This window comes from Streptacidiphilus sp. PB12-B1b (assembly GCF_014084125.1).
Lineage (GTDB): Bacteria > Actinomycetota > Actinomycetes > Streptomycetales > Streptomycetaceae > Streptacidiphilus.
In genome coordinates this window covers 6,428,262-6,450,805 of the sequence record NZ_CP048405.1, presented here as the reverse complement: position 1 = coordinate 6,450,805, position 22,544 = coordinate 6,428,262, and the positions used below count along the sequence as shown (strand labels likewise).

The 22,544-nt window shown below is 72.6% G+C and carries 16 protein-coding genes, 5 tRNA genes and 1 pseudogene; 13 read left to right on the top strand and 9 right to left on the bottom strand.

Annotated elements, in window-relative coordinates:
• Positions 1 to 19: 19 nt before the first annotated feature.
• Together GXW83_RS28000 and cimA are read left to right on the top strand one after the other, a co-directional pair.
• Positions 20 to 1,120 carry a branched-chain amino acid aminotransferase gene (locus GXW83_RS28000; protein ID WP_182445832.1) on the top strand — a complete coding sequence of 367 codons (1,101 nt, stop codon included), beginning with the start codon at positions 20 to 22 and terminating at the stop codon, positions 1,118 to 1,120.
• Positions 1,121 to 1,617: 497 nt separating this feature from the next.
• Entirely contained in the window at positions 1,618 to 3,213 is a 1,596-nt protein-coding gene (gene cimA, locus GXW83_RS27995) for a citramalate synthase (RefSeq protein ID WP_182445831.1), read from the top strand.
• Between the two features lie 113 nt (positions 3,214 to 3,326).
• Here cimA and GXW83_RS27990 read toward each other — a convergent pair whose 3' ends face one another.
• From GXW83_RS27990 to GXW83_RS34515, 8 genes and pseudogenes are all read right to left on the bottom strand, one after another.
• Complete coding sequence (locus GXW83_RS27990; protein ID WP_182445830.1) at positions 3,327 to 3,917, bottom strand: ATP/GTP-binding protein; 591 nt, start codon at positions 3,915 to 3,917, stop codon at positions 3,327 to 3,329.
• Positions 3,898 to 4,488 (bottom strand): DUF742 domain-containing protein, encoded by a 591-nt coding sequence (locus tag GXW83_RS27985; protein ID WP_182445829.1) that lies wholly within the window; start codon positions 4,486 to 4,488, stop codon positions 3,898 to 3,900. The genes GXW83_RS27990 and GXW83_RS27985 overlap by 20 nt, the downstream gene beginning before the upstream one ends.
• Positions 4,489 to 4,612: 124 nt before the next feature.
• The gene (locus GXW83_RS27980; RefSeq protein WP_182447605.1) at positions 4,613 to 5,026 is read right to left on the bottom strand and encodes a roadblock/LC7 domain-containing protein; all 414 of its coding nucleotides are present in this window, start codon (positions 5,024 to 5,026) and stop codon (positions 4,613 to 4,615) included.
• An 11-nt stretch (positions 5,027 to 5,037) separates the two neighbouring features.
• A complete protein-coding gene (locus GXW83_RS27975; RefSeq protein ID WP_182445828.1) occupies positions 5,038 to 8,256 on the bottom strand; it encodes a nitrate- and nitrite sensing domain-containing protein in 3,219 nt (1,072 codons plus the stop codon).
• 333 nt (positions 8,257 to 8,589) lie between these two features.
• Positions 8,590 to 9,180: an ATP/GTP-binding protein gene (locus tag GXW83_RS27970; protein ID WP_182445827.1), complete on the bottom strand. Its 591-nt coding sequence runs from the start codon at positions 9,178 to 9,180 to the stop codon at positions 8,590 to 8,592.
• Positions 9,161 to 9,556, bottom strand: a complete 396-nt coding sequence (locus tag GXW83_RS27965; protein WP_182445826.1) for a DUF742 domain-containing protein — start codon at positions 9,554 to 9,556, stop codon at positions 9,161 to 9,163. The genes GXW83_RS27970 and GXW83_RS27965 overlap by 20 nt, the downstream gene beginning before the upstream one ends.
• Positions 9,557 to 9,655: 99 nt before the next feature.
• The gene (locus GXW83_RS27960; protein ID WP_034090093.1) at positions 9,656 to 10,078 is read right to left on the bottom strand and encodes a roadblock/LC7 domain-containing protein; all 423 of its coding nucleotides are present in this window, start codon (positions 10,076 to 10,078) and stop codon (positions 9,656 to 9,658) included.
• Positions 10,079 to 11,696: 1,618 nt separating this feature from the next.
• A pseudogene (locus GXW83_RS34515) lies at positions 11,697 to 13,541 on the bottom strand (nitrate- and nitrite sensing domain-containing protein); the annotation flags it as partial.
• Between the two features lie 784 nt (positions 13,542 to 14,325).
• On the opposite strand from GXW83_RS34515, the gene GXW83_RS27950 reads away from it, so the two are divergent.
• From GXW83_RS27950 to GXW83_RS27905, 10 genes are all read left to right on the top strand, one after another.
• Complete coding sequence (locus GXW83_RS27950; protein ID WP_225447610.1) at positions 14,326 to 14,517, top strand: hypothetical protein; 192 nt, start codon at positions 14,326 to 14,328, stop codon at positions 14,515 to 14,517.
• Positions 14,518 to 14,653: 136 nt separating this feature from the next.
• Complete coding sequence (locus GXW83_RS27945) at positions 14,654 to 15,436, top strand: fumarylacetoacetate hydrolase family protein (RefSeq protein WP_182445824.1); 783 nt, start codon at positions 14,654 to 14,656, stop codon at positions 15,434 to 15,436.
• 232 nt (positions 15,437 to 15,668) lie between these two features.
• Positions 15,669 to 15,740: transfer RNA gene (locus GXW83_RS27940), tRNA-Gln, on the top strand.
• 49 nt (positions 15,741 to 15,789) lie between these two features.
• Positions 15,790 to 15,862 (top strand) — tRNA-Glu (locus GXW83_RS27935).
• 26 nt (positions 15,863 to 15,888) lie between these two features.
• Positions 15,889 to 15,964: transfer RNA gene (locus GXW83_RS27930), tRNA-Glu, on the top strand.
• Between the two features lie 64 nt (positions 15,965 to 16,028).
• Positions 16,029 to 16,101, top strand: a tRNA-Glu gene (locus GXW83_RS27925).
• Positions 16,102 to 16,285: 184 nt separating this feature from the next.
• Positions 16,286 to 16,357 (top strand) — tRNA-Gln (locus tag GXW83_RS27920).
• Positions 16,358 to 16,478: 121 nt separating this feature from the next.
• Positions 16,479 to 17,207 carry an ABC transporter ATP-binding protein gene (locus tag GXW83_RS27915; RefSeq protein ID WP_182445823.1) on the top strand — a complete coding sequence of 243 codons (729 nt, stop codon included), beginning with the start codon at positions 16,479 to 16,481 and terminating at the stop codon, positions 17,205 to 17,207.
• A complete protein-coding gene (locus GXW83_RS35145; protein ID WP_182445822.1) occupies positions 17,204 to 18,877 on the top strand; it encodes a hypothetical protein in 1,674 nt (557 codons plus the stop codon). The genes GXW83_RS27915 and GXW83_RS35145 overlap by 4 nt, the downstream gene beginning before the upstream one ends.
• A gap of 30 nt (positions 18,878 to 18,907) precedes the next feature.
• Positions 18,908 to 20,167 carry a hypothetical protein gene (locus GXW83_RS27905; protein WP_182445821.1) on the top strand — a complete coding sequence of 420 codons (1,260 nt, stop codon included), beginning with the start codon at positions 18,908 to 18,910 and terminating at the stop codon, positions 20,165 to 20,167.
• 86 nt (positions 20,168 to 20,253) lie between these two features.
• Here GXW83_RS27905 and ndgR read toward each other — a convergent pair whose 3' ends face one another.
• On the bottom strand, positions 20,254 to 20,967 hold the full coding sequence (gene ndgR, locus GXW83_RS27900) for an IclR family transcriptional regulator NdgR (protein WP_030263993.1): 714 nt from the start codon (positions 20,965 to 20,967) through the stop codon (positions 20,254 to 20,256).
• A gap of 150 nt (positions 20,968 to 21,117) precedes the next feature.
• Here ndgR and leuC point away from each other — a divergent pair, with 150 nt between their 5' ends.
• Positions 21,118 to 22,542, top strand: a complete 1,425-nt coding sequence (gene leuC, locus GXW83_RS27895; RefSeq protein ID WP_182445820.1) for a 3-isopropylmalate dehydratase large subunit — start codon at positions 21,118 to 21,120, stop codon at positions 22,540 to 22,542.
• Positions 22,543 to 22,544 lie beyond the last annotated feature (2 nt).

Here is a 22,544-nt window from a genome sequence, read left to right as displayed (position 1 = left end):
GTGAAGGACGTATCCACCCATGACCTCCCCCATCGAGATCCAGCTCAAGCCCTCGGCCCACCCCCTGGCCGCCGCGGAGCGCGAGGCACGCCTCGCTGCGCCCGGCTTCGGCCGCTACTTCACCGACCACATGGTGACCATCCGCTGGACCGAGGGCCAGGGCTGGCACGACGCGCAGCTCGTCCCGTACGGGCCGCTGGAGCTGGACCCGGCCACGGCGATCCTGCACTACGGCCAGTCGATCTTCGAGGGGCTCAAGGCGTACCGGGGGGCCGACGGCAGCATCAAGACCTTCCGCCCGTACGCCAACGCCGCCCGCTTCCAGGCGTCCGCGCGCCGGCTGGCCATGGCCGAGCTGCCGCAGGAGACCTTCGTCGCGGCCGTCGAGGCGCTGGTCCAGCAGGACCAGGCATGGGTTCCCACGCAGGACGAGGCCAGCCTCTACCTGCGGCCGTTCATGATCGCCACCGAGGTCGGCCTCGGCGTCCGGCCCGCCAACGAGTACCTCTTCGTGCTGATCGCCTCCCCGGCCGGGGCCTACTTCCCGGGCGGCATCAAGCCGGTCTCGGTCTGGCTCTCCGAGGAGTACGTCCGGGCCGCGCCCGGCGGCACCGGCGCGGCCAAGTGCGGCGGCAACTACGCCGCCTCGCTGGTCGCCCAGGCCCAGGCCGCCGCGCAGGGCTGCGACCAGGTGGTCTGGCTGGACGCGCTGGAGCGCCGCTGGATCGAGGAGATGGGCGGGATGAACCTGTACTTCGTCTTCGGCGAGGGCGAGAACGCCCGGGTGGTCACCCCCGAGCTGTCCGGCTCGCTGCTGCCCGGCATCACCCGCGACTCGCTGCTGAGCATCGCCGCCGACCTCGGCTACGCCACCGAGGAGCGGAAGATCTCCACCGACGAGTGGCGTGACGGCAACGCCGACGGCACCCTCACCGAGGTCTTCGCCTGCGGCACCGCCGCGGTGATCACCCCGGTCGGCTCGGTCAAGTCCGCGCGCGGCGACTGGACGGTCGGCGACGGCGCCCCCGGCCCGGTCACCCTGCGGCTGCGCGAGACCCTGCTCGCCCTGCAGACCGGACGCCGCGAGGACCCCCACGGCTGGATGCACCGCATCGCCTGACCGGCCGCCGCCCGCACCGCACGTCCGCCCGCACCGCACGCCCGCACCGCACTCCGCCGCCCCCGCCCGCTCCACCGAGCCCGGCGCGGGCGGCGGAGCCGCGCGACGGGGACGCCACCGGCACCGGCCGGTCGCCGGTCCCGCATCCTGAGACCGACTGTCCACGCCCGGCACTCTGTGCGAGACTTCCGGCGTGTCCTCGCTCGCGCTCATTATTGGCAGCAGGCGCGCCGGTCCGCAGTGACCGCTCCGTACGACAGACCCGTATGCGGAACGGACACCGTGTCCTCAGACCCGCGCGCAGACCTCTCGCATCCGCGAGGGGTCTTTTTCGTTGTCCGGTACGTTCTCACAAGGGACGCCGGACGACCGAAGTGCACGCGGCTCAGGGGGACAGTGGAGCTTCGTCTGGGACATCCCCCAGACCCCTCGTGGGCCTCCGCCGGGCAGCAGCCCGGTGGGGGTCAACCAGCCCCCGGACAGGAGATCCCCAGGCCATGACCCTCAACGACGACTTCCACGTCTTCGACACCACCCTGCGCGACGGTGCGCAGCGCGAGGGCATCAACCTCACCGTCGCCGACAAGCTCGCCATCGCCCGCCACCTGGACGACTTCGGCGTCGGTTTCATCGAGGGCGGCTGGCCCGGCGCCAACCCCCGTGACACCGAGTTCTTCGCCCGGGCCGCGAGCGAGCTGGCCCTGCGCAACGCCCAGTTGGTGGCCTTCGGGGCGACCCGGCGCGCGGGGGGCAGCGCCGCCGACGACGCCCAGCTGGCGGCGCTGGTCGCCTCCGGGGCGCCGGTGATCACCCTGGTGGCCAAGGCCCATGACCGCCATGTCGAGCTGGCGCTGCGCACCACCCTGGACGAGAACCTGGCGATGGTCGCCGACAGCGTCAGCCATCTGCGCTCGCTGGGACGCCGGGTGTTCATCGACTGCGAGCACTTCTTCGACGGCTACCAGGCCAACCGCGACTACGCCCTCGCCGTGGTCCGCACCGCGCACCGGGCCGGGGCCGAGGTGGTGGTGCTGTGCGACACCAACGGCGGCATGCTGCCCAGCGGGGTGCGGGCGGTGGTCGCCGACGTCCTGGCCGAGACCGGGGCCCGGCTGGGCATGCACGCGCAGGACGACACCGGCTGCGCGGTCGCCAACACCCTGGCCGCCGTCGAGGCCGGGGCCACGCACGTGCAGTGCACCGCCAACGGCTACGGCGAGCGGGTCGGCAACGCCAACCTCTTCCCGGTCACCGCCGCCCTGGAGCTGAAGCTCGACCGCCGGGTCCTGCCCGCCGGGGCGCTGGCCGAGATGACCCGGATCTCGCACGCCATCGCCGAGGTCGTCAACCTGACGCCCTCCACCCACCAGCCCTATGTGGGGGTTTCCGCCTTCGCCCACAAGGCGGGGCTGCACGCCTCCGCGATCAAGGTCGATCCCGACCTGTACCAGCACACCGATCCGTCGCTGGTCGGCAACAGCATGCGGATGCTGGTGTCGGACATGGCCGGCCGGGCCTCCGTCGAGCTGAAGGCCCGCGAGCTGGGCTACGACCTGTCCGGCCAGCGGGACGCGGTGGGCAGGGTGGTGGCGACGGTCAAGGCGCGGGAGAACCTCGGCTACACCTACGAGGCCGCCGACGCCTCCTTCGAGCTGCTGCTGCGCGACGAGATCAACGCCCACCGCAACCGCTTCTTCGCGCTGGAGTCCTGGCGGACCATCAGCGAGCAGCGCGCGGACGGCAGCCAGGTGAACGAGGCCACCGTCCGGCTGCGGGCCAAGGACGAGCGGATCATCGCCACCGGCGAGGGCAACGGCCCGGTCAACGCCCTGGACCGGGCGCTGCGCACCGCGCTGGAGCCGTTCTACCCGCAGCTCGCCGATCTGGAGCTGGTCGACTACAAGGTCCGCATCCTGGAGGGCCAGCACGGGACGACGTCGATGACCAGGGTGCTGGTGTCCACCGGCGACGGCAAGGACGAGTGGTCGACGGTCGGCGTGGCCGAGAACGTCATCGCGGCCTCCTGGCAGGCGCTGGAGGACGCCTACACCTACGGCCTGATCCGGGCCGGGCTGGAACCCACGCAGGACTGAGCGCCACCCGGGGCCCGACCCGGGCCCAACCCGGACAGCCGGGTACGGACAAGGGCGTGGGATGGGACGGCAAGCGGGTTGCCGTCCCGTCCCACGCCCTTGGCGCCCGGTGGTCAGCGCAGTCGGGCGAGGAGGGCGTGTTCGACGAGGGTGATGAGCGCGGATTTGGCGCTGTCGCGTCGGCGGGCGTCGGTGGTGATGATGGGGGTCTCGGTGCTGAGTTGGAGGGCTTCGCGGACTTCTTCGGGGTTGTGGGTCTGGGATCCGTCGAAGGCGTTGAGGGCGACGACGAAGGGCAGGCCGCTGTTCTCGAAGTAGTCGATGGCGGGGAAGCAGTCGGCCAGGCGGCGGGTGTCGACCAGGACGACGGCGCCGATGGCGCCGCGGACCAGGTCGTCCCACATGAACCAGAAGCGGTCCTGTCCGGGCGTGCCGAACAGGTACAGGATCAGGTCCTGGTCCAGCGTGATGCGGCCGAAGTCCATCGCCACCGTGGTGGTGGTCTTGTCCGCGACATGGCTGAGGTCGTCGATGCCGGCGCTGGCGGAGGTCATGACGGCCTCGGTGCGCAGCGGGTTGATCTCGGAGACCGCGCCTACGAGGGTCGTCTTGCCCACGCCGAAGCCGCCCGCCACCACGATCTTCGCAGAGGTCGTGGCACGGGTGGTGGCCGGTGCGGCGGGGCTAGAGCTTGCGTAGTCCACTGAGGACCCTTTCGAGCAGAGTCACGTCGGGCGTGCCACCGGATTCGCCACCGGCGGCGGGCTGGTGGATGGCGACCAGCCCGGATTCGGCGAGGTCGGCGACGAGGATGCGGGCGACGCCGAGGGGGATGGTCAGCAGGGCCGAGATCTCCGCGACCGACTTGATCTCCTGGCAGAGATGGCAGATCCGCTGGTGCTCCGGGAGGAGGGAGGCGAAGCGCTCCGGCGGGGTCGTGGTCGAGACCAGCGCCTCGATGGCCAGCTGGTACCGGGGCCGGGTGCGGCCGCCGGTCATCGCGTACGGGCGGATCAGCGGTCCCTCGTCCAGCTCGGGCTCGGGAGCCTGGTTGGCCTGGCCGGGACGGCGGCTCCAGGCCTCCGCGTACTCGTCGCGGTAGCCCGACGAGGTGGCGGGGTAGCCGCTGTCGGGGTAACTGCTCTCCTGGTACGGGTTGTTGTCGTAGCCGGGGTATCCGGGGGCGTAGCCGCCACCGGGACCGCCGAACGCGTCATGACCTGTACCGGGATAGCCGGTGCCGTACTGACCGCTCTGATCCTCGGACGGTGTCACGGTTCCTCCTCACAGTGGGGCGACGGGGCGTTGCGGCTCTTGTCGGTGGTGCGGGGGGTGCGGGTGGAGCTGTGAAAGCCGGATGAAGCAAGTAAACCGGTTCGAACGGGCGTACAGGGGCAATTCAGTGCAGCAGGCTGCCCTGGAGTTCGGCGCGCAGGGCCGGGGTGAGCACCGTCCCGGCGCGGTCGACCAGCAGCGCCATCTCGTAGCCGACCAGGCCGATGTCGCTGTCCGGGGAGGCGAGCACGGCCAGCGAGGAGCCGTCCGAGACCGCCATGATGAACAGGAACCCGCGCTCCATCTCCACGACGCTCTGGGTGACCCGGCCGCCCTCGAAGATCCGGGAGGCGCCCTGGGTGAGGGAGCTGAGCCCGGAGGCGACGGCGGCGAGCTGGTCGGCCCGGTCCCGGGGGAAGCCCTCGGACATGGCGAGCAGGAGGCCGTCCGCGGACACCACCACCGTGTGCGAGACCCCGGGGGTGTTGTCCACGAAGTTGGTGATCAACCAGTTCAGGTTCTGTGCCGCCTGGGACATCTGACTCACTGCTAACGCTCCGGGTGGTTCGGGCTGCCGAAGAGGTCGGCGCCGCCGTGCTGGTCGGGGAGGGGAGTGTCGCCTGCGCTGCGGCCCTGCTGGACGCCGCGGCGCAGGTTGGTGAGCCGTCCGCGGACCTCCTCGGGGGTGCGGGACAGCTGTGCTGTGGTGGTCTGCTGGTCGCCCGGCTCCTGGACGTTGCCGGGGAGCAGGTTCTGCCGCGGCACCCGGCGGGGCAGGCCCGCCTCGGTGGTGCCGCCGGCGACGGGGGTGCGAACTGCCTCCACCGTGGGCTGGGGGAGCGGCGCGGAGAACGCGCTGTCCTCCTCGCGGGCGCCGGTGAACCAGTTGGGGCGCTCGCCGGCGGTGCGGTCGCCGATGGCCCGGCCGCCGAGGGCCTGGCCGGGGCGGCGCTGCGGGAGCCCGCTGCCGGACGCCTGGGGCAGCGCCGGTGCGGGGGTGGGCCGCTGCGGCAGCGAGGGCCGGCCGGACTCCTGCGGGGCCGGCGCCTGGGCGGCGGCTGCGCCGGGCCGGGCCGGGGGCTGCTGCTCGGCCTGCGGGTTCTCGCCGTAGTACGGCTGGCCCGGCTGGGAGTCGGGCTGGTACCGCTCGGGGCGGCCGTAGGGGTCGCGCTGGTAGCCGCCCTGCGGTCCGGCCTGCGGCCCGCCCTGGCCGCCGCCCTGCGGGGCGCCGGTGCCGAAGGAGTCGAAGTCGGCCGCGGTGTAGCGGCCCGCCTCGTAGCCGCCGTCGGGCGCGGCGTACGGCGGCTGCTCGCCGTACGGGCGCTCGCCGTAGGGCGCCCGGTCGCCGTAGGACTGCTCCTGGAAGGCGGCGGCCGGGAACGAGGTGGTGGGGAAGGTGTCGTCGTACGGGCCGACCGGGCCGAAGTCGCCGCCGTACTGCTGCCCGTCGTCGTACCGGGTGTCCGGGTAGCGGGCCTCGGCGTACTGCGCGTCCGGGTACTGCTCCTGCTGGTACGGGTCGCGCGGGTAGCCGGTGTCGGCGGGGTAGGGCTCCTCCGGGTACTGCGTGTCCGCGCCGTAGCCCCCGGCGGGCCCCTGCTCGTAGCCGGTGTCGGCGGCGGGCTGGTCCGGGGTGCCCGGCTCCAGGGCGACCGCCTCGCGGCGCTGGCCGAGGCGCAGCGCGCGCTGCACCGGGCCGAGGGCCGCCGTCTGCTCGGCCTCGGGGAGCTCCCCGGCGGCCTCGTAGCGGCTGTCGTCGAAGCCCAGGTCGCTTGCGGTGCGGGCACCGGGCTCGGCGAAGGCGCTGGGCTCGGCCTCGGCGTAGACCCGGGAGACGGTGAACTGCTCCTCGGGCTCGCCGACCCGGGGCAGCTGGGTGAGGTGGTCGGGGACCATGACCAGCGAGGTCGTCCCGGCGGATTCGCCGGACGGGCGGAGCTGGACCCGGATGCCGTGGCGCTCGGCCAGGCGGCCGACCACGAACAGGCCCATCTGCCGGGAGACCGAGGCGTCCACGGTCGGCGGGTCGGCCAGCTTGCTGTTGATCCCGGCGAAGTCCTCGGCGGTGAGGCCGATGCCCTTGTCGTGGATCTCGATCAGCACCCGCTGGTCGGGCAGGCGGGTCGCGGTGACCCGGACCTTGGTCTGCGGGCTGGAGAAGGTGGTGGCGTTCTCCAGGAGCTCGGCCAGCAGGTGCACCAGGTCGGTCACGGCCAGGCCGATGACGTCGGTCTCGGGGATGCCGCTCAGCTCGACGCGCTCGTACTGCTCCACCTCGGAGGCGGCCGCGCGCAGCACGTCCACCAGCGGGATGGGGTCGTTCCACTCGCGGCCGGCGCTCTCACCGGCCAGGACGAGCAGGTTCTCGCCGTTGCGGCGCATGCGGGTGGCCAGGTGGTCCAGCTTGAACAGGCTCTCCAGCTGGTCCGGGTCGCCCTCGTTGTTCTCCAGTTCGGTGATCAGCGCCAGCTGGCGTTCGATCAGGCCCTGGGAGCGGCGGGAGAGGTTGGTGAAGATCGCGTTGACGTTGCCCCGGAGCATGGCCTGCTCGGAGGCGAGCCGGACGGCCTCGCGGTGGACGTCCTCGAAGGCCCGGGCGACCTCGCCGATCTCGTCCCGGCCGTTCAGCGGGATGGGCGCGACGGTGGTGTCCACCCGCTCGGGGTCGGTCTTGGAGAGCTTGCGGACCAGCTCGGGCAGGCGCTCGCTGGCGATGCCCTGGGCGCTGTCGCGCAGGGTCCGCATGCCGCGGACCATGGAGCGGGCCATGATGACCGTCAGCAGCGCGGAGGCCAGGACCGCGGCCAGCGCCTCGGCGGCCAGGATGATGGCCTGCTGGTCGGCGCTGTGCTGGGCGTTCTTGGCGTCCTGCACGATCTGGTCGCTGATGGCCAGCTCGACCGAGCGCTCCTGCTGCATCAGGTCGGTAGCGGCGCCGTACCAGGAGGTCGGGGTCGTCCCGGAGGAGGAGAGCCGCTTGCCCGCCAGGCCCAGCGCCTCGAGCTTCTCCTCGGTGGGGGTGAGCGGCTGGGCGGTGACCGTCTTCTTGTACAGCGCCTGGTCGGCCGGGATGCCGGAGACCACGAACTGGCCGTAGGCGGTGGAGGTGAGCCGGTTGGCGGTCTGGACGCCCACCGACAGGTCGGTCGGCATCCGGTCGCCGACCAGGGCCACTGTCACCAGGTTGCGCTCGTTGGAGGTGGACGCCTTCTGCAGGGTCAGCGCGTACAGCTCGCGGCCGCGGCTGTTGACGTCGTTGTTGCTGAAGCTCAGCTCGTTGTCCAGACCCATGAGGTCGAAGAACAGGTTCGAGTAGTCCGAGTTGGTGGTGATCGGGTCCAGCGTCGAGGAGTTGCCCCGGCTCCGCAGCATGCCCAGGTCCTGCGACTCCAGGGTGCGGAAGGTGCCCAGGTCGGTGGAGATCTGGGCGTCGCTGTGGACGGACTTGGCCGCGTCGAACATGGTCAGGATGTCGGCGTCGGTCTGCCGCTGGGCCTTGAGCACGTCCGGGCTGTTGCGGGTGCCGGCCAGCTCCGGCGCGACCGCGAGGTCCCGCTCGGTCTCCAGGTCGTCGACGACCGTGGTGGCGTCGCGGACCAGGACCGCGATCTTCTCGTTCTGCCCGGCCGCGTTGGCGAGGTCCAGCTGGTCCTTCACGCGCAGTCCGGCGAAGGTCACGCCGGTGAGGACGGGCACCAGGAGGATGGCCGTCAGTCGGGTGGGGACGCGCCAGTTGCGGAAGCGCCAGTTGGCGCCGCCGTCGCCCACGGGGAGTGCACCGTCCTGCCGCGGTCCGGGGTCTGCCTGCTTCTGCCTCACTCGACAACAACCTCTCGGCCGGGGTGGCCAGTTCTACAGATCTGCGCGGATCGCTGGAATTTCAGCACGTACGCGGTGTACGGGCCAAACACCTGGTCGAGGCCCGCGCCTTGACGAAAAATCGGGGCATAGGGCCCCAGTGGTGGCGAATGCGCCCATCGGGATGGGCGCAGTGTGTGCATCCGCCTACGCTCGGTGAACCAGGCGTAGGAAATGCGTGTCGAACCGTTATGAAATTATGAGCCCCCCGGCCGCTGCCCCCGTTCCCCTCTGTGCTGGTGGTCAGCGCAGTCGGGCGAGGAGGGCGTGTTCGACGAGGGTGATGAGCGCGGATTTGGCGCTGTCGCGTCGGCGGGCGTCGGTGGTGATGATGGGGGTCTCGGTGCTGAGTTGGAGGGCTTCGCGGACTTCTTCGGGGTTGTGGGTCTGGGATCCGTCGAAGGCGTTGAGGGCGACGACGAAGGGCAGGCCGCTGTTCTCGAAGTAGTCGATGGCGGGGAAGCAGTCGGCCAGGCGGCGGGTGTCGACCAGGACGACGGCGCCGATGGCGCCGCGGACCAGGTCGTCCCACATGAACCAGAAGCGGTCCTGTCCGGGCGTGCCGAACAGGTACAGGATCAGGTCCTCGTCGAGGGTGATGCGGCCGAAGTCCATGGCCACCGTGGTGGTGGTCTTCCCGGCGACGTGGGTGAGGTCGTCGATGCCGGCGCTGGCGGAGGTCATGACGGCCTCGGTGCGCAGCGGGTTGATCTCGGAGACCGCGCCTACGAGGGTCGTCTTGCCTACGCCGAAGCCGCCCGCCACCACGATCTTCGCGGAGGTCGTGGCACGGGTGGTGGCCGGTGCGGCGGGGCTAGAGCTTGCGTAGTCCACTGAGGACCCTTTCGAGCAGAGTCACGTCCGGGGCACCGCCGGTCGTGGTGGCGGCAGCGGGCTGGTGGATGGCGACCAGGCCGGCTTCGGCCAGGTCGGCGACGAGGATGCGGGCCACACCGAGCGGTATGGGCACCAGTGCGGAGACCTCCGCGATGGACTTCACCTCGCGGCACAGCATCACGATCCGCTGGTGCTCGGGAAGCAGTGACCCCGCCCGGTCAGCCTGGGCCGTGGTCGAGACGAGTGCCTCGATGGCCAGTTGGTACCGGGCCCGGGTACGACCACCGGTCATCGCGTACGGACGCACCAGCGGCTGCTGGGCGCCGCCGCCGGTGTTGCCGTACGGTCCGGTCGAACCGTGTGGCGGGGTCATCTGTCCTCCTTGAACTGCTGCGGTCCGTGGTACCTCTCCGCGCTTGGTGGTGGTGCGAGGGTCCTTGGGAACAGGTGGGGGTCGGGTAATGGCGGTGGATCAGTGCAGCAGGCTGCCCTGGAGTTCGGCGCGCAGGGCCGGGGTGAGCACGTCGCCGGCCCGGTCGACCAGCAGCGCCATCTCGTAGCCGACCAGGCCGATGTCGCTGTCCGGGGAGGCGAGCACGGCCAGCGAGGAGCCGTCCGAGACCGCCATGATGAACAGGAACCCGCGCTCCATCTCGACCACGGTCTGGGTCACCCGGCCGCCCTCGAAGATCCGGGAGGCGCCCTGGGTGAGCGAGGTCAGCCCGGAGGCGACGGCGGCGAGCTGGTCGGCCCGGTCCCGGGGGAAGCCCTCGGACATGGCGAGCAGGAGGCCGTCCGCAGACACCACCACCGTGTGCGAGACCCCGGGGGTGTTGTCCACGAAGTTGGTGATCAACCAGTTCAGATTGTGTGCCGCTTGGGACATCTGGCTCATCTGAGTCAACGCTCCTGGGGTTGGTGCCGTACGGGCCGTTGTCCTGGGGCGGGTTCGCCGTTCCTGCGCTTCGGCCTTGCTGGATGCCGCGGCGCAGGTTGGTGAGGCGTCCGCGGACCTCCTCCGGCGACCGGGAGACCTGCGGCCCGTTGTCGGGCACGGCCTCGGCGGCGCCGGGGACGAGATTCGCCTGCGGAACCCGGCGGGGCAGGCCCGAGGGCATGACCCCGCCCGCGCTGGGCTCGCGCACCTGCTCGGCCCGGCGCCACACCTCGTCGTTGGAGGAGGCGCGCCAGGGAGCGGCGGTGGCCGAGCCGGCGGCTGCGGCGGCGGGGGTTCCGCGCTGCGGCATCGGCCGCTGCGGCGCCTGCTCTGGCTGCGGGGCCTGCGGCTGGGGAGCCGGGGCCTGCTGCTGCGGCGAGCGCTGGGGCTGCTCGGACTGCGGCGGGGACGCCTGGGCGGACTCGCCGTACACCTGCACCGCGCGCATCCGGTCCGCCCGGCCGCTGCGGAACCAGTTGGACTCCATCGCCTCGAAGATCGGCGAGCGGGCCGCGTCCGCCTCGGCGGGCGGCAGCGCACGCGTCAGCGGGTGGTCGGCGGCGTCCTGCTGGACCGGCACCGGCGCGGGCGCCTGCTGCTGCGGGACGACCGGCTGCGGCGGCAGCGGCTGCGGGGCGGCCGGCCGGGGCGGCAGCGGCTGCTGCTGGAACTGCGGCTGCTGCTGCGGTGCCTGCGGCTGCTGCGGGGCGGCCGGACGGACCGGCTGCTCGTCGTCGAAGTGCGGACGGGCGAACTGCGCGGTGCTGTCGTTCAGGTCGGCCGGCAGCGGCCGACCGGCCGGCGAGCCGTGCTGCGGCTGCTCGCTCCAGACGCCGGCCTCGTCCAGCGGCGAGGGCGCGGGCTGCTGCGGCACCTGCTGCTGCGGCGGCAGCTGCTGACCGGGGGCCTGGCCCCGGACCGGCAGCGGACGCCCCGGCAGCTGCTGCTGACCGGGCTGACCCTGCCCGGGCTGACCCTGACCGGGCTGTCCCTGGCCGGGCTGCTGGGCCTGCTGCGGCTGCGGGGCCTGCTGCTGCGGCGCGGGCTGCTCGCGCAGCGGCTGGCCGGGCTGGTTCTGGCCGGGCTGGTTCTGACCGAGCTGGTTCTGACCGGGCTGGTTCTGACCGGGCTGGCCGAACAGGTTCTGCTGCTGGCCGGGCTGCTGCGGCTGCTGCGGCCGTCCGGGCTGCTGCGGGCCGCCGGTGAGCGGGCCGCCCATGCCGCTGCTGCCCTGCGGCAGCGTCGCCTGCGGGCGGCGCGGCGGCAGGCCCTGCTGCGGACCGGCTCCGGGGCCGGAGTTGAGCGGCTGGCCGGGCTGACCGGGCTGGCCCTGACCGGGCTGGCCGGGCAGGGACGGGCGTCCGCCGGGGCCGCCCGACGGGCCGCCCAGCGGAGTGCGTCCGGCGCCCTGCGGCACGCCGCCGCGCTGCGGACCGCCCTGCAGGCCCGGGCCGCGCTGCTGGCCGGGCATCGGGGGCGCTCCGGGGCCGCGGCGCTCGACCGCGTTGGTGACGTCCACCGGCAGCATGACCAGCGCGGTGGTGCCGCCGGAGTCGCTGGGGCGCAGCTGGATCCGGATGCCGTGGCGGAGCGAGAGGCGGCCGACCACGAACAGGCCCATGCGGCGGGAGACCGAGACGTCCACGACCGGCGGGTTGGCCAGGCGCTCGTTGATCTCGGCGAGGTCCTCGGGGGAGAGGCCGATGCCGGTGTCGTGGATCTCGACCAGGACGCGGCCGTCGGGCAGCGCGTGGCCGGTGACCCGGACCCGGGTCTGCGGGCTGGAGAACGAGGTGGCGTTCTCCAGCAGCTCGGCGAGCAGGTGGACGAGGTCGTTGACGACCCGGCCGGCGACCTCGGCGGTGGGCACCGAGGCGAGTTCGATGCGCTCGTACTGCTCCACCTCGGAGGCGGCGGCGCGGAGCACGTCGACCAGCGGGACCGGGCGGGTCCAGCGGCGGCCGGGGTCCTCACCGGCGAGGACGAGCAGGTTCTCGCCGTTGCGGCGCATACGGGTGGCGAGGTGGTCCAGCTTGAAGAGGCTGGCCAGCTGGTCCGGATCGGCCTCGCGGCTCTCCAGCTCGGAGATCATCGACAGCTGGCGCTGGATCAGGCCCTGGGAGCGGCGCGAGAGGTTGGTGAACATCGCGTTGATGTTGCCTCGCAGCAGGGCCTGCTCGGCGGCCAGGCGCACCGCCTGCGCGTGGACCTGGTCGAAGGCCCGGGCCACGTGCCCGATCTCGTCCGTGGTGTTGATGCCGATGGAGGCGACGGAGGTGTCGACGTCCTGCGGGTCGGACTCGGAGAGCGTGTGGACCAGTTCCGGCAGCCGGTGCTCGGCGACGTCCTCGGCGGCCTCCTGCAGCTTGCTCAGGGTGCGCACCATGGAGCGGGCCACCAGGGCGGCGCCGGCGACGGCGACCAGCAGGACCAGCGCGATCAGCGCGGCGTTCAGGATCACGTCGGTCTGCGCCTGCTGGCGCAGGTTGGTGACCTGGTTGTTCAGGTTCTGGACCAGGACGTTCTCGTCGTTGGTCATCTCGTTGATCTGCGAGGACGCCTCGTTGTCCCACGTGGAGTAGGTGGGGAGCGGCTCGCCCTTCTCCGTGTACGCGTCGAACCCGGTGGTGGCGTTCAGGACGGTGGTGGCGAAGAAGTCGGTGGTCTTGATGTTGGTGTTGCTGGACCAGCTGGCGATCAGGTTGTTGGCCGTCGGCCCGTAGAGGGCGACGAACTCGCTCTGCGCCGGACCGGCGTTGATCAGCGCGGTCTGGGCGTAGACGCGGTCCTCGTTCTGCAGCGGGTTGCCGGAGGCCAGCGCGGCGCTGATCACGGCCTGGACGACGGACTGGTCGTCCTTCCACTGCGAGAAGACCTGCAGGGCGCGGGTGGAGACCAGCAGCTGCGAGTTGCTGGACGCCTGGGCGACGTCGGAGCTGAGCGCCAGCAGCTGCTGGATCAGGTTGTCGTAGTCCGACACCGACTGCAGGATGCTGCCGCCGCCCTTGGGGAAGTCCAGCTGCCGGAACCGGTCGAGGTTCTCCAGGGCCTGCTGGATGGTGCGGACGTCGATGCCGCCGCCGGGCAGGTTCGCCATGTCCAGCGAGTTCGTCAGCGTGACGAAGTGCGTCAGCGTGGTGGTCGTCGTCTTCTCGGTGGAGGCGACCAGGTCGTCGTTGCGGTTGCCGGTGTAGGTCACCGTCCCGGCCAGGACGTCGCGCTCGGTCTCCAGCTGGGCCGCCAGGTTGGTGGCGTAGCTGGCGATCTCACCGAGGTTGGACACGTTGGTCAGCTGGTTCTCGGCCGACAGCGAGGTCTGGATGCGCAGACCGCCGAGGACGATGGCCGCGATCACGGGCAGGGTCAGCAGGGCTATCAGACGGGTGCGGATACGCCAGTTGCTGAGGCCGTACCGGCGCATACCGCTGATCCTGGGCGTGCTGGTGATCCGGCCCGCGCGGCTCTTGGCGGCCGCGTCGGCCTTGGGCGCGCCGGGCCTGCCGCCGCCTGCGGGGCCGCCCTTGGCGCCGCCCGCCTGCTGCCCGCCGAGTACGTCGCGCCCGGCCTCGGCGCCGGGCGCCGACTGCGGTGACTGCTGCTGGCGAATGGCTGCTTCGCGGTCCGCCGGGTCGCCCGGGCCGCCGCCACCCCTCTTGATACGTCCCTGCACTAGCGTCGCAACCTCTGGACCAGGCGCCCCGCCGCGTGAACGCGGCCAGGGCGGTGTCGAGTTTCGGGCGGGCGCGGGATTCGTTGGAACCCCTGATGAGTGCCCGTGTGCCGCCGTGGAGTGCGCCCCGGCGCTGGCAGTAGCGCAGTGGAGGGGTGGCCTCCGGCGGTCCGTGGCATTCCAGCACAGTGCCGGACCAGCAACAAGGGGAGGCGGTGGGCCGCCGTGTCGGCTACTCCCCGCGTACGGACCCTTGCTGTCGGTATGCCGCCACCCTTGGAATACTGCACCTTTCGGACAGCTGAACGCCGTTCGCATCGTGGACGCGGTGACGTGCCGTGATAATTTTGTCCCTTATGAACCGTATGTCGGCTTACCTCCCAAGGGCACAATGTCGTAACTGTCGGAACTGAGGCCGATGTAAGTGGTCAAAATCACACGAGTTCGGGTAGTGCGAAGCGTGTCCTCTGTGGAATGAGATCCTGGATGGGCAACTGCATGCCCCCGGTTCTCTTCCATGAGTGAGGTAGTCCGCGTGTCCACCAAGACGACGATGAGCTTCCGTCCGACGGCCAACCCCCGCCGGACCACGCTCGCCTCCCTGCCCGCCAACGGCGGCCCCGCGCTGCGCGCGTCCGCCTCCGAGCAGACGCCGCTGCCCCAGCAGACCGCCAACCCCCGCCGCACCAACCTCATGGTCGCCCCCGAGCGCACCGAGGCCGTCTGACCGCCACGCCTCTGAAGACCCCTCGGGCCCCGTGCCCGCGAAGGCCCTGCCGGACCCCGTCCAGCAGGGCCTTCGGCATGTCGGCCGATAGTCTGGACGGCGATCCATCCGCCAGTCCGAGGGGACACCAGCCACCGTGCGCATCGCCAGGTTTTCCAGCGAGGGGACCGTATCGTTCGGCGTCGTCGAGGGCGACGCCGCCCAACCCGAGACGCTGACCCTGCACGTCCTGTCCGGACACCCCTTCGGTGAGCTCCAGCCCACCGGGCAGGTCCTGCCGCTCTCCGGGGTGCGGCTGCTGCCGCCCATGCTGCCCAACAAGATCGTCGCGGTCGCCCGCAACTACGCGGAGCACGCGGCCGAACTGAGCAACGAGGTCCCGGAGACCCCGGTCACCTTCTTCAAGCCCTCGACCGCCGTCGTGGGCCCCACCGAGAACATCGCCTACCCGCCGTTCTCCTCCGACGTCCAGTACGAGGCGGAGCTGGCCGTGGTCATCGGCCGGATGTGCCGGGACGTGCCGCGCGAGCGGGTGCCCGAGGTGATCTTCGGCTACACCTGCGCCAACGACGTGACCGCGCGCGACGTCCAGCGGCGCGAGGGGCAGTGGGCCCGGGCCAAGGGCTTCGACACCTCCTGCCCGCTCGGCCCGTGGATCGAGACCGAGCTGGACCCGGCCGACCTGGCGATCACCTGCACCGTCAACGGCGAACTGCGCCAGGCCGGGCGCACCTCGCAGATGGTGCACTCGATCGCCGACCTGATCGTGCACATCACCGAGGCGATGACGCTGCTCCCCGGCGACGTGATCCTCACCGGCACCCCGGCCGGGGTCGGCCCGCTGGCCGTCGGTGACGAGGTGGCGGTCTCGATCGAGGGCATCGGCACGCTGGGCAACCGCGTCGTCAAGCGCGGCTGACACTCCGCCCAACTGCCGCGCCCTGCCGGGCCGCCGGCGCCGGGCCGTCGGCGGTGACCGCCGCCGACCCCCGTCGGCGGCCCGCCGCCGCACCCGGGCTGACCTGCCAGGAGGGGCGGGGCTTATCGATTTTGGAGCGGTGCCCAGGATCGGGTAGTGTTCTTCTTGTTGCGCCGCCCGGGAGGGACAGGGGAGACCGAAAGGTTCTCACCAAGATCACCTGGACAGCCAATGGGGTATGGTGTAATTGGCAGCACGAGTGATTCTGGTTCATTTAGTCTAGGTTCGAGTCCTGGTACCCCAGCGTAAGTCCTCGCCAGAACGAGGCTTGCACAATCGAGTTCATTCTCGATGCCCCCGTTGTGTAGCGGCCTAGCACGCTGCCCTCTCACGGCAGTAGCGCCGGTTCGAATCCGGTCGGGGGTACGCATAACAGAAGCACAACAGAACAAGCCCCCGTTGTGTAGCGGCCTAGCACGCTGCCCTCTCACGGCAGTAGCGCCGGTTCGAATCCGGTCGGGGGTACCAGATCCTTACCCCTCACCATCGGAATGTTCAATCTCCGAGGCGAAGACGCGGGATCACCAAGCTTGCCCCCGTTGTGTAGCGGCCTAGCACGCTGCCCTCTCACGGCAGTAGCGCCGGTTCGAATCCGGTCGGGGGTACGCCAGCAGGACCGGTCAGGCCCCCGATTCCGTCGGGGGCCTGACTGCGTTTTCCCCGCATTCCCGGCGGCGTCCGCCCCCGGCGTCCACTCCGACGCGGCCGGGCCGTTGTCAGCAGGAGTCCCGCTGGTCAGGTAGTGTTCTTCTCGCACTGTTCGGCGGGGAGACCTGCGTGAACGGTCCATGGGGTATGGTGTAATTGGCAGCACGAGTGATTCTGGTTCACTTAGTCTAGGTTCGAGTCCTGGTACCCCAGCAAGGCCCGCGGCGGAGCCGCGGAAACGCCGGCGCGGTACCGAAGCGCTCAGGATCGAAGCGCAGGACAGACTTGAAGGCCCGTAAGGGCCTTTTCGTGTTTTGAGAGGCCGGCAGTACGCATGGCGAAGCCCAAGAAGGCCGCACGTCCACCCCTGCTGGCGCTCCGCCAGGTCAGCCGTCGCTACGGCGGCCGGCTGGCGCTTCAGCCGATCGACCTGGCCGTCTCCGCGGGCGAGTGCGTCGCGCTGGTCGGCCACAACGGCTCCGGCAAGTCCACCCTGCTGCGCCTGGCCGCCGGCCGCGACACCCCCACCAGCGGCACCGTCAAGCTCGACGGCGAGCCGGTGGACGAGAACGACCCCCGGGTCCGGGCCAGGCTGGCCGTGGTGGGCGACGTCTCCGCCTGCTACCCCGACCTGACGGTCCGTGAGCACCTGGCCCTGGTCGCCGTCGCCCACGGCGTGGAGGAGCCGCTGACCTGGGTGGACCGCGCGCTCGCCGACCGCGGCCTGGCCGAGCACGCCGAGGCGCTGCCCGACTCGCTCTCCTCCGGCCAGCTCCAGTCGCTGCTGCTGGCCTCCGCGCTGGTCCGCCCGCGCGACCTGCTGATCCTGGACGAGCCCGAGCAGCGGCTCGACCCGGGCGCGCGCAAGCGCCTGGCCGACCTGCTCAAGGCCGAACTCGCGGACGGCGTCGCGGTGCTGCTCGCCACCCACCACCCCGACCTGGCCTTCACCGTCGCCGACCGGGTGGTGCTGCTGGAGGACGGCGCGGTACTCGCCCAGGGCGCGCCGCAGACCGTCCTGCCGACCGCGTTCCCCGGCAGCGTCCTCGGCGGCGACCGGTGAGCGGCGACGACGCCGCAGCCGCCGACAGCGCGCAGGCCGACGCCGGAGCGGGCGCCCTGGACACCGGCGACTGGACCGACGAGACCCTGGCCCTGCTGCGCGCCCTGCGCGCCCCGCACCGCCGCTCCCGGGCCGGACAGATCGGCTACGCCGTCTACAGCATGCTGCTGTTCGTGCTGTCCTGGGGCGGCCTGTTCTCGCTCGGGCTGTTCGCCAACGCCTCCATGGGCGCGGACTACACCGCCGACGGCCCGCACCTGCTGGCCGCGCTGCCGTCCGGGGTGACCGCGCTCAGCCTGGGCTTCCTGCTGGTGGTGGCCCGGGACGCGCTGTGGCGCGGCCCGGTGGTCGCACCCCGGGCGACCGTGGACTGGCTGCTGATGCAGCCGGTGCGCCCCGGGCCGGTGCTGCGGCCCTGGTTCGCGGTCTCCTGCGCCATCGCGCTGGTCCCCGGCGTGCTGGCGGCCGCCGCGGCCGCGGTGGCGCTGGGGCTGATGGAGAAGGTGCCGTTCCTGTCCGGGCTGGGCTGGGCGCTGGTCGGCGGCGTGCTGGTGCCGCTGCTGGCCACCGCCGGCGGCGTCGCCGTGGAGCGCTTCTCCGGGGTGGCCCGCTGGGTGCGCCGGGCCACCCCGGTGGTGGCGACGGCCGTGCTGCTGCTCGCGGGGCAGAGCGTGCTGGCGGTCATGGGGCACCGCAGCGTCCCGCTGGAGCGGGTCGAGATGTGGTCCGGGCCGTGGGGCTGGCCGGCCCTGGCCGGGCTGCAGTCCACCGGCGCCGCGCAGTCCGGCGGCTGGCTCGGCGCGGTGCTGCTGGCGGTGCTGACCGTGCTCGCGGTCGGCTGGGCCCACCGCGCGGCCGCCGGCATCCCGCTGGGCAGCCTGCGGCTGCGCGCCCGGACCGCCGCCGGGGTGGCCGCGGCCCTGCGCACCGCCGAACTGCGCTCGGCCCGGCTGGTGCTGGCGCAGGGCGAGCAGCGGGGCCGCAAGGTCCGGCTGCGGATCCCGCCGCCGCAGCGGGCGGCGCTGATCGTCCCCTGGCGCGACCTGACCGCGCTGCTGCGCGCGCCCTCCCGGTTCGGCCGGGCGGTGCTGTTCGCCGCCCCGGCGCTGCTGCTGGTGCAGCCCGCCGCGTCCGCCCGGGGTGCGGACCGGGTGCTGCTGACCGCGCTGGCGGTGGCCTTCGGCTACCTGGGCGTGGCGCAGTTGGCCGAGCCGGCCCGGGTGGAGGCCGACGACCCGCGCCGCGCGGGCTGGTCGCCGTACCCGTACGCCCAGCTCATGCTGCGGCACGCGATGGTCCCGGCGGCTGCCGCGGTGCTGCTGATGGCGGTCGGCGCGGGGATCGCCACCGCGCTGGGGGTGTCCGCGGCGGTGTGGCTGGCCCCGGCCGCGGCGCTGCCGCTGACGGCCGCGGCGATGGTCAACGCCTGCCGGGGGCCGTCGCGCCAGGAACTCATGTACACCCCGCGCGGAGCGGGCGGCATGGGGCCGTTCCTCTTCCTCGCCTGGTACGCGGCCGGGCCGCTGACCACCGTCCCGGCCTTGGCCTTTGCGCTGGGCAGCCGTCCGCTGTCGGCGGCGCTGTGGTGCCTGCTGTGCGCGGCGGTTCTCATGTACTGGTCTTACCAACGCGCGCTCACGCTCTCCGGACGCCACCGTCCGAAGGACTGACAAGCTGTGTATCGCCTACGCTGATCCTCTGTGACCCGTACCCCCGCCGCCGACGACCGCGTCATCCTGCCCCCGGGCCCGGCCGACGCCTCCGGCGACCGCGCCGACGCCCGGCCGGACCGGGCGCCCGCCCCGTCCGAGCGGTTCCGCCGGGCGCTGCGCCGGGCCGCCCCCGCGCTGTACGGGTACGCGCTGACCCGGGTGGCGCTGCTGGGGCTGCTGGCCGTGCGCGGCGGCCCGCACCGGGCCGTCACCCGGCTGGCCAGCGACTGGGACGCCACCTGGTACGCCCGGATCGTCCGGCACGGCTACGCGGGCCACAGCGGCCTGTTCAACGCCCACGGCATGGAGTACTCCGCCCGGGCCTTCTTCCCACTGTTCCCGGCGCTGGCGGCGCCGCTGAACCGGGCGCTGCCGGTCAGCGCCGGGGTGGCGCTGCTGATCGTGGCCTGGGTGTCCGGGCTGGTCGCCGCCTGGGGCGTGTACGCCTGCGGCGCGTTCACCGGCAGCCGCCGGGCGGGCGTGGTGGCAGCGGTGCTGTGGGGGGTGCTGCCGCTGGCCGCGGTCGAGAGCATGGCCTACTCGGAGTCGCTGTTCACCGCGCTGGCGGCCTGGTCGCTGTACGCGGCGCTGCGGCGGCGCTGGATCTGGGCCGGCGGGCTGTGCCTGCTGGCCGGGCTGGTGCGGCCCAACGCCATGGCGCTGACCGGCGCGATCGGCGTGGCCGCGCTGGTCCAGCTGTACCGGTGGCGCCGGGCGGGCACGGCCCCGGCGGACTGGTGGCGTCCGCTGGTGGGCGCGCTGCTCTCGCCGCTGGGCTGGCTCGGCTACATGCTGTGGACGGCCTGGGCGGAGCGGTCCTGGACGGCCTACTTCCACATCCAGGACGCCTGGGGCAGCAGCTTCGACGGCGGCCTGTCCACGCTGCGCTGGGTGGCCGCGCTGTCCAGCCCGTACGACCACGGGCGCGGCGACTCCACCACCAACCTGATGATCGCCGCGACGGTGCTGGCCTACCTGGTGCTCTGGGCCTGCACGCTGCGGCAGCGGCAGCCGCTGGTCCTGGTGCTGTTCAGCACCCTGCTACTGGCCATGGACCTGGGCAACTCCTCGCCGTACCCGCCGCTGGCGCGGTTCCTCATCCCGGCCTTCCCGCTGCTGTTCCCGCTGGCGGAGCGGCTGGCGCGGATCCCGCGCCGCTGGGTGCTGGCGGCGCTGCTGGCCGTGCTGGCGCTGCTCTCCGGCTACCACGGCACGGACGTGGTGTTCTTCGGCGGCGCCCCGGCCTGAGCCGACCCGAGCGGGCGTGAGCAGGCCCGGGCGGGCGCACCCGACCAGGTGCGCCCGCCCGGGCGGCGCGGTCCGCAGTAGCGGCCTCAGGCGCGGCGCAGCGCCTCGGTGAGCCGCCCGGCCGCCTCGATGATCGCCTGCGCGTGCAGCCGGCCCGGGTGCCGGGAGAGCCGCTCGATCGGTCCGGATACCGAGACGGCCGCGACCACCCGGTTGGACGGCCCGCGCACCGGCGCGGAGACCGAGGCCACGCCCGGCTCCCGCTCGCCGATGGACTGCGCCCAGCCGCGCCGACGGACGCCGGAGAGCGCGGTGGCGGTGAACCGCGCGCCCTGCAGGCCCCGGTGCAGCCGCTCCGGCTCCTCCCAGGCCAGCAGCACCTGCGCGGCCGAACCGGCCTTCATCGGCAGGGTGCTGCCGACCGGCACGGTGTCCCGCAGCCCGGAGAGCCGCTCGGCGGCCGCCACGCAGATGCGCAGGTCGCCCTGGCGGCGGTAGAGCTGCGCGCTCTCGCCGGTCACGTCGCGCAGGTGGGTGAGGACCGGCCCGGCCGTGGCCAGCAGCCGGTCCTCGCCCGCCGCCGCGGAGAGCTCGGAGAGTCTGGGGCCCAGGATGAACCGGCCCTGCATGTCGCGGGTGACCAGGCGATGATGTTCGAGGGCCACCGCGAGCCGGTGCGCGGTGGGCCGGGCCAGTCCGGTCGCGGCGACCAGGCCGGCGAGGGTTGCGGGGCCTGACTCCAGCGCGCTCAGCACCAGAGCAGCCTTGTCGAGAACGCCGACGCCACTAGAGTTGTCCATGCCCTGATATTGCAGTCTCAGATCTCGAGACGCAAGTTCAATCTTCCGGGATCTGCGTCACTCTGGGGTGCAGGAGCCCCGCGGGACGTCGCCCGCCGGGAGGCCAGAACACGATGCAGACCGACGAGGCAGCCGGTCGGAGGGACAGTGATGGGACGCACACTCGCGGAGAAGGTCTGGGACGACCACGTCGTCCGGCGCGCCGACGGCGAGCCTGACCTCCTCTTCATCGACCTGCACCTGCTCCACGAGGTGACCAGCCCGCAGGCGTTCGACGGGCTGCGGCTGGCCGGGCGCAAGGTGCGGCGGACCGACCTCACCATCGCCACCGAGGACCACAACACCCCGACGCTGGACATCGACAAGCCCATCGCCGACCCGGTCTCCCGGGTCCAGCTGGAGACGCTGCGCGCCAACTGCGCCGAGTTCGGCGTCCGGCTGCACTCGCTGGGCGACGTCGAGCAGGGCGTCGTCCACGTGGTGGGACCGCAGCTGGGACTGACCCAGCCCGGCACCACGGTGGTCTGCGGCGACTCCCACACCTCCACCCACGGCGCGTTCGGCGCGCTGGCCTTCGGCATCGGCACCAGTCAGGTCGAGCACGTGCTGGCCACCCAGACCCTGCCGCTGGCCCCGTTCCGCACCATGGCGATCACCGTCGAGGGCGAACTGCCCGACGGCGTCACCGCCAAGGACCTGATCCTCGCGGTCATCGCCAGGATCGGCACCGGCGGCGGCCAGGGCTACGTCCTGGAGTACCGCGGCTCGGCCATCCGCGGCCTCTCCATGGAGGCCCGGATGACCATCTGCAACATGTCGATCGAGGCCGGCGCCCGGGCCGGGATGATCGCCCCCGACGAGACCACCTTCGCCTACCTGGAGGGCCGCGCCCACGCCCCCAAGGGCGAGGACTGGGACGCCGCGGTGGACTACTGGAAGACCCTGGTCACCGACGAGGACGCGGTCTTCGACGCCGAGGTGCTCATCGACGCCTCCGAGCTGACCCCGTTCGTCACCTGGGGCACCAACCCCGGCCAGGGCGCCCCGCTGGGCGCCAGCGTGCCCGACCCGGCCTCCTTCGAGGACCCCTCGGAGCGCGTCGCCGCCGAGAACGCCCTGCGCTACATGGGCCTCACCGCCGGAACCCCGCTGCGCGAGGTGCCCGTGGACGCCGTGTTCGTCGGCTCCTGCACCAACGGCCGGATCGAGGACCTGCGCGCCGCCGCCGCCGTGGTCGAGGGCCGGACCATCGCCGAGGGCGTGCGGATGCTGGTCGTCCCCGGCTCGGTGCGGGTCGCGCTGCAGGCCGTGGACGAGGGCCTGGACAAGGTCTTCACCGCCGCAGGCGCCGAATGGCGGCACGCGGGCTGCTCGATGTGCCTGGGCATGAACCCGGACCAGTTGGCCCCCGGCGAGCGCTGCGCCTCCACCTCGAACCGCAACTTCGAAGGGCGGCAGGGCAAGGGCGGGCGCACGCACCTGGTCTCGCCGCAGGTGGCCGCCGCCACCGCGGTCCTGGGGCGGCTGGCCTCGCCCGCCGATCTGTCCGACGCTCGCGCGACTGCGGAGGTCTGAGC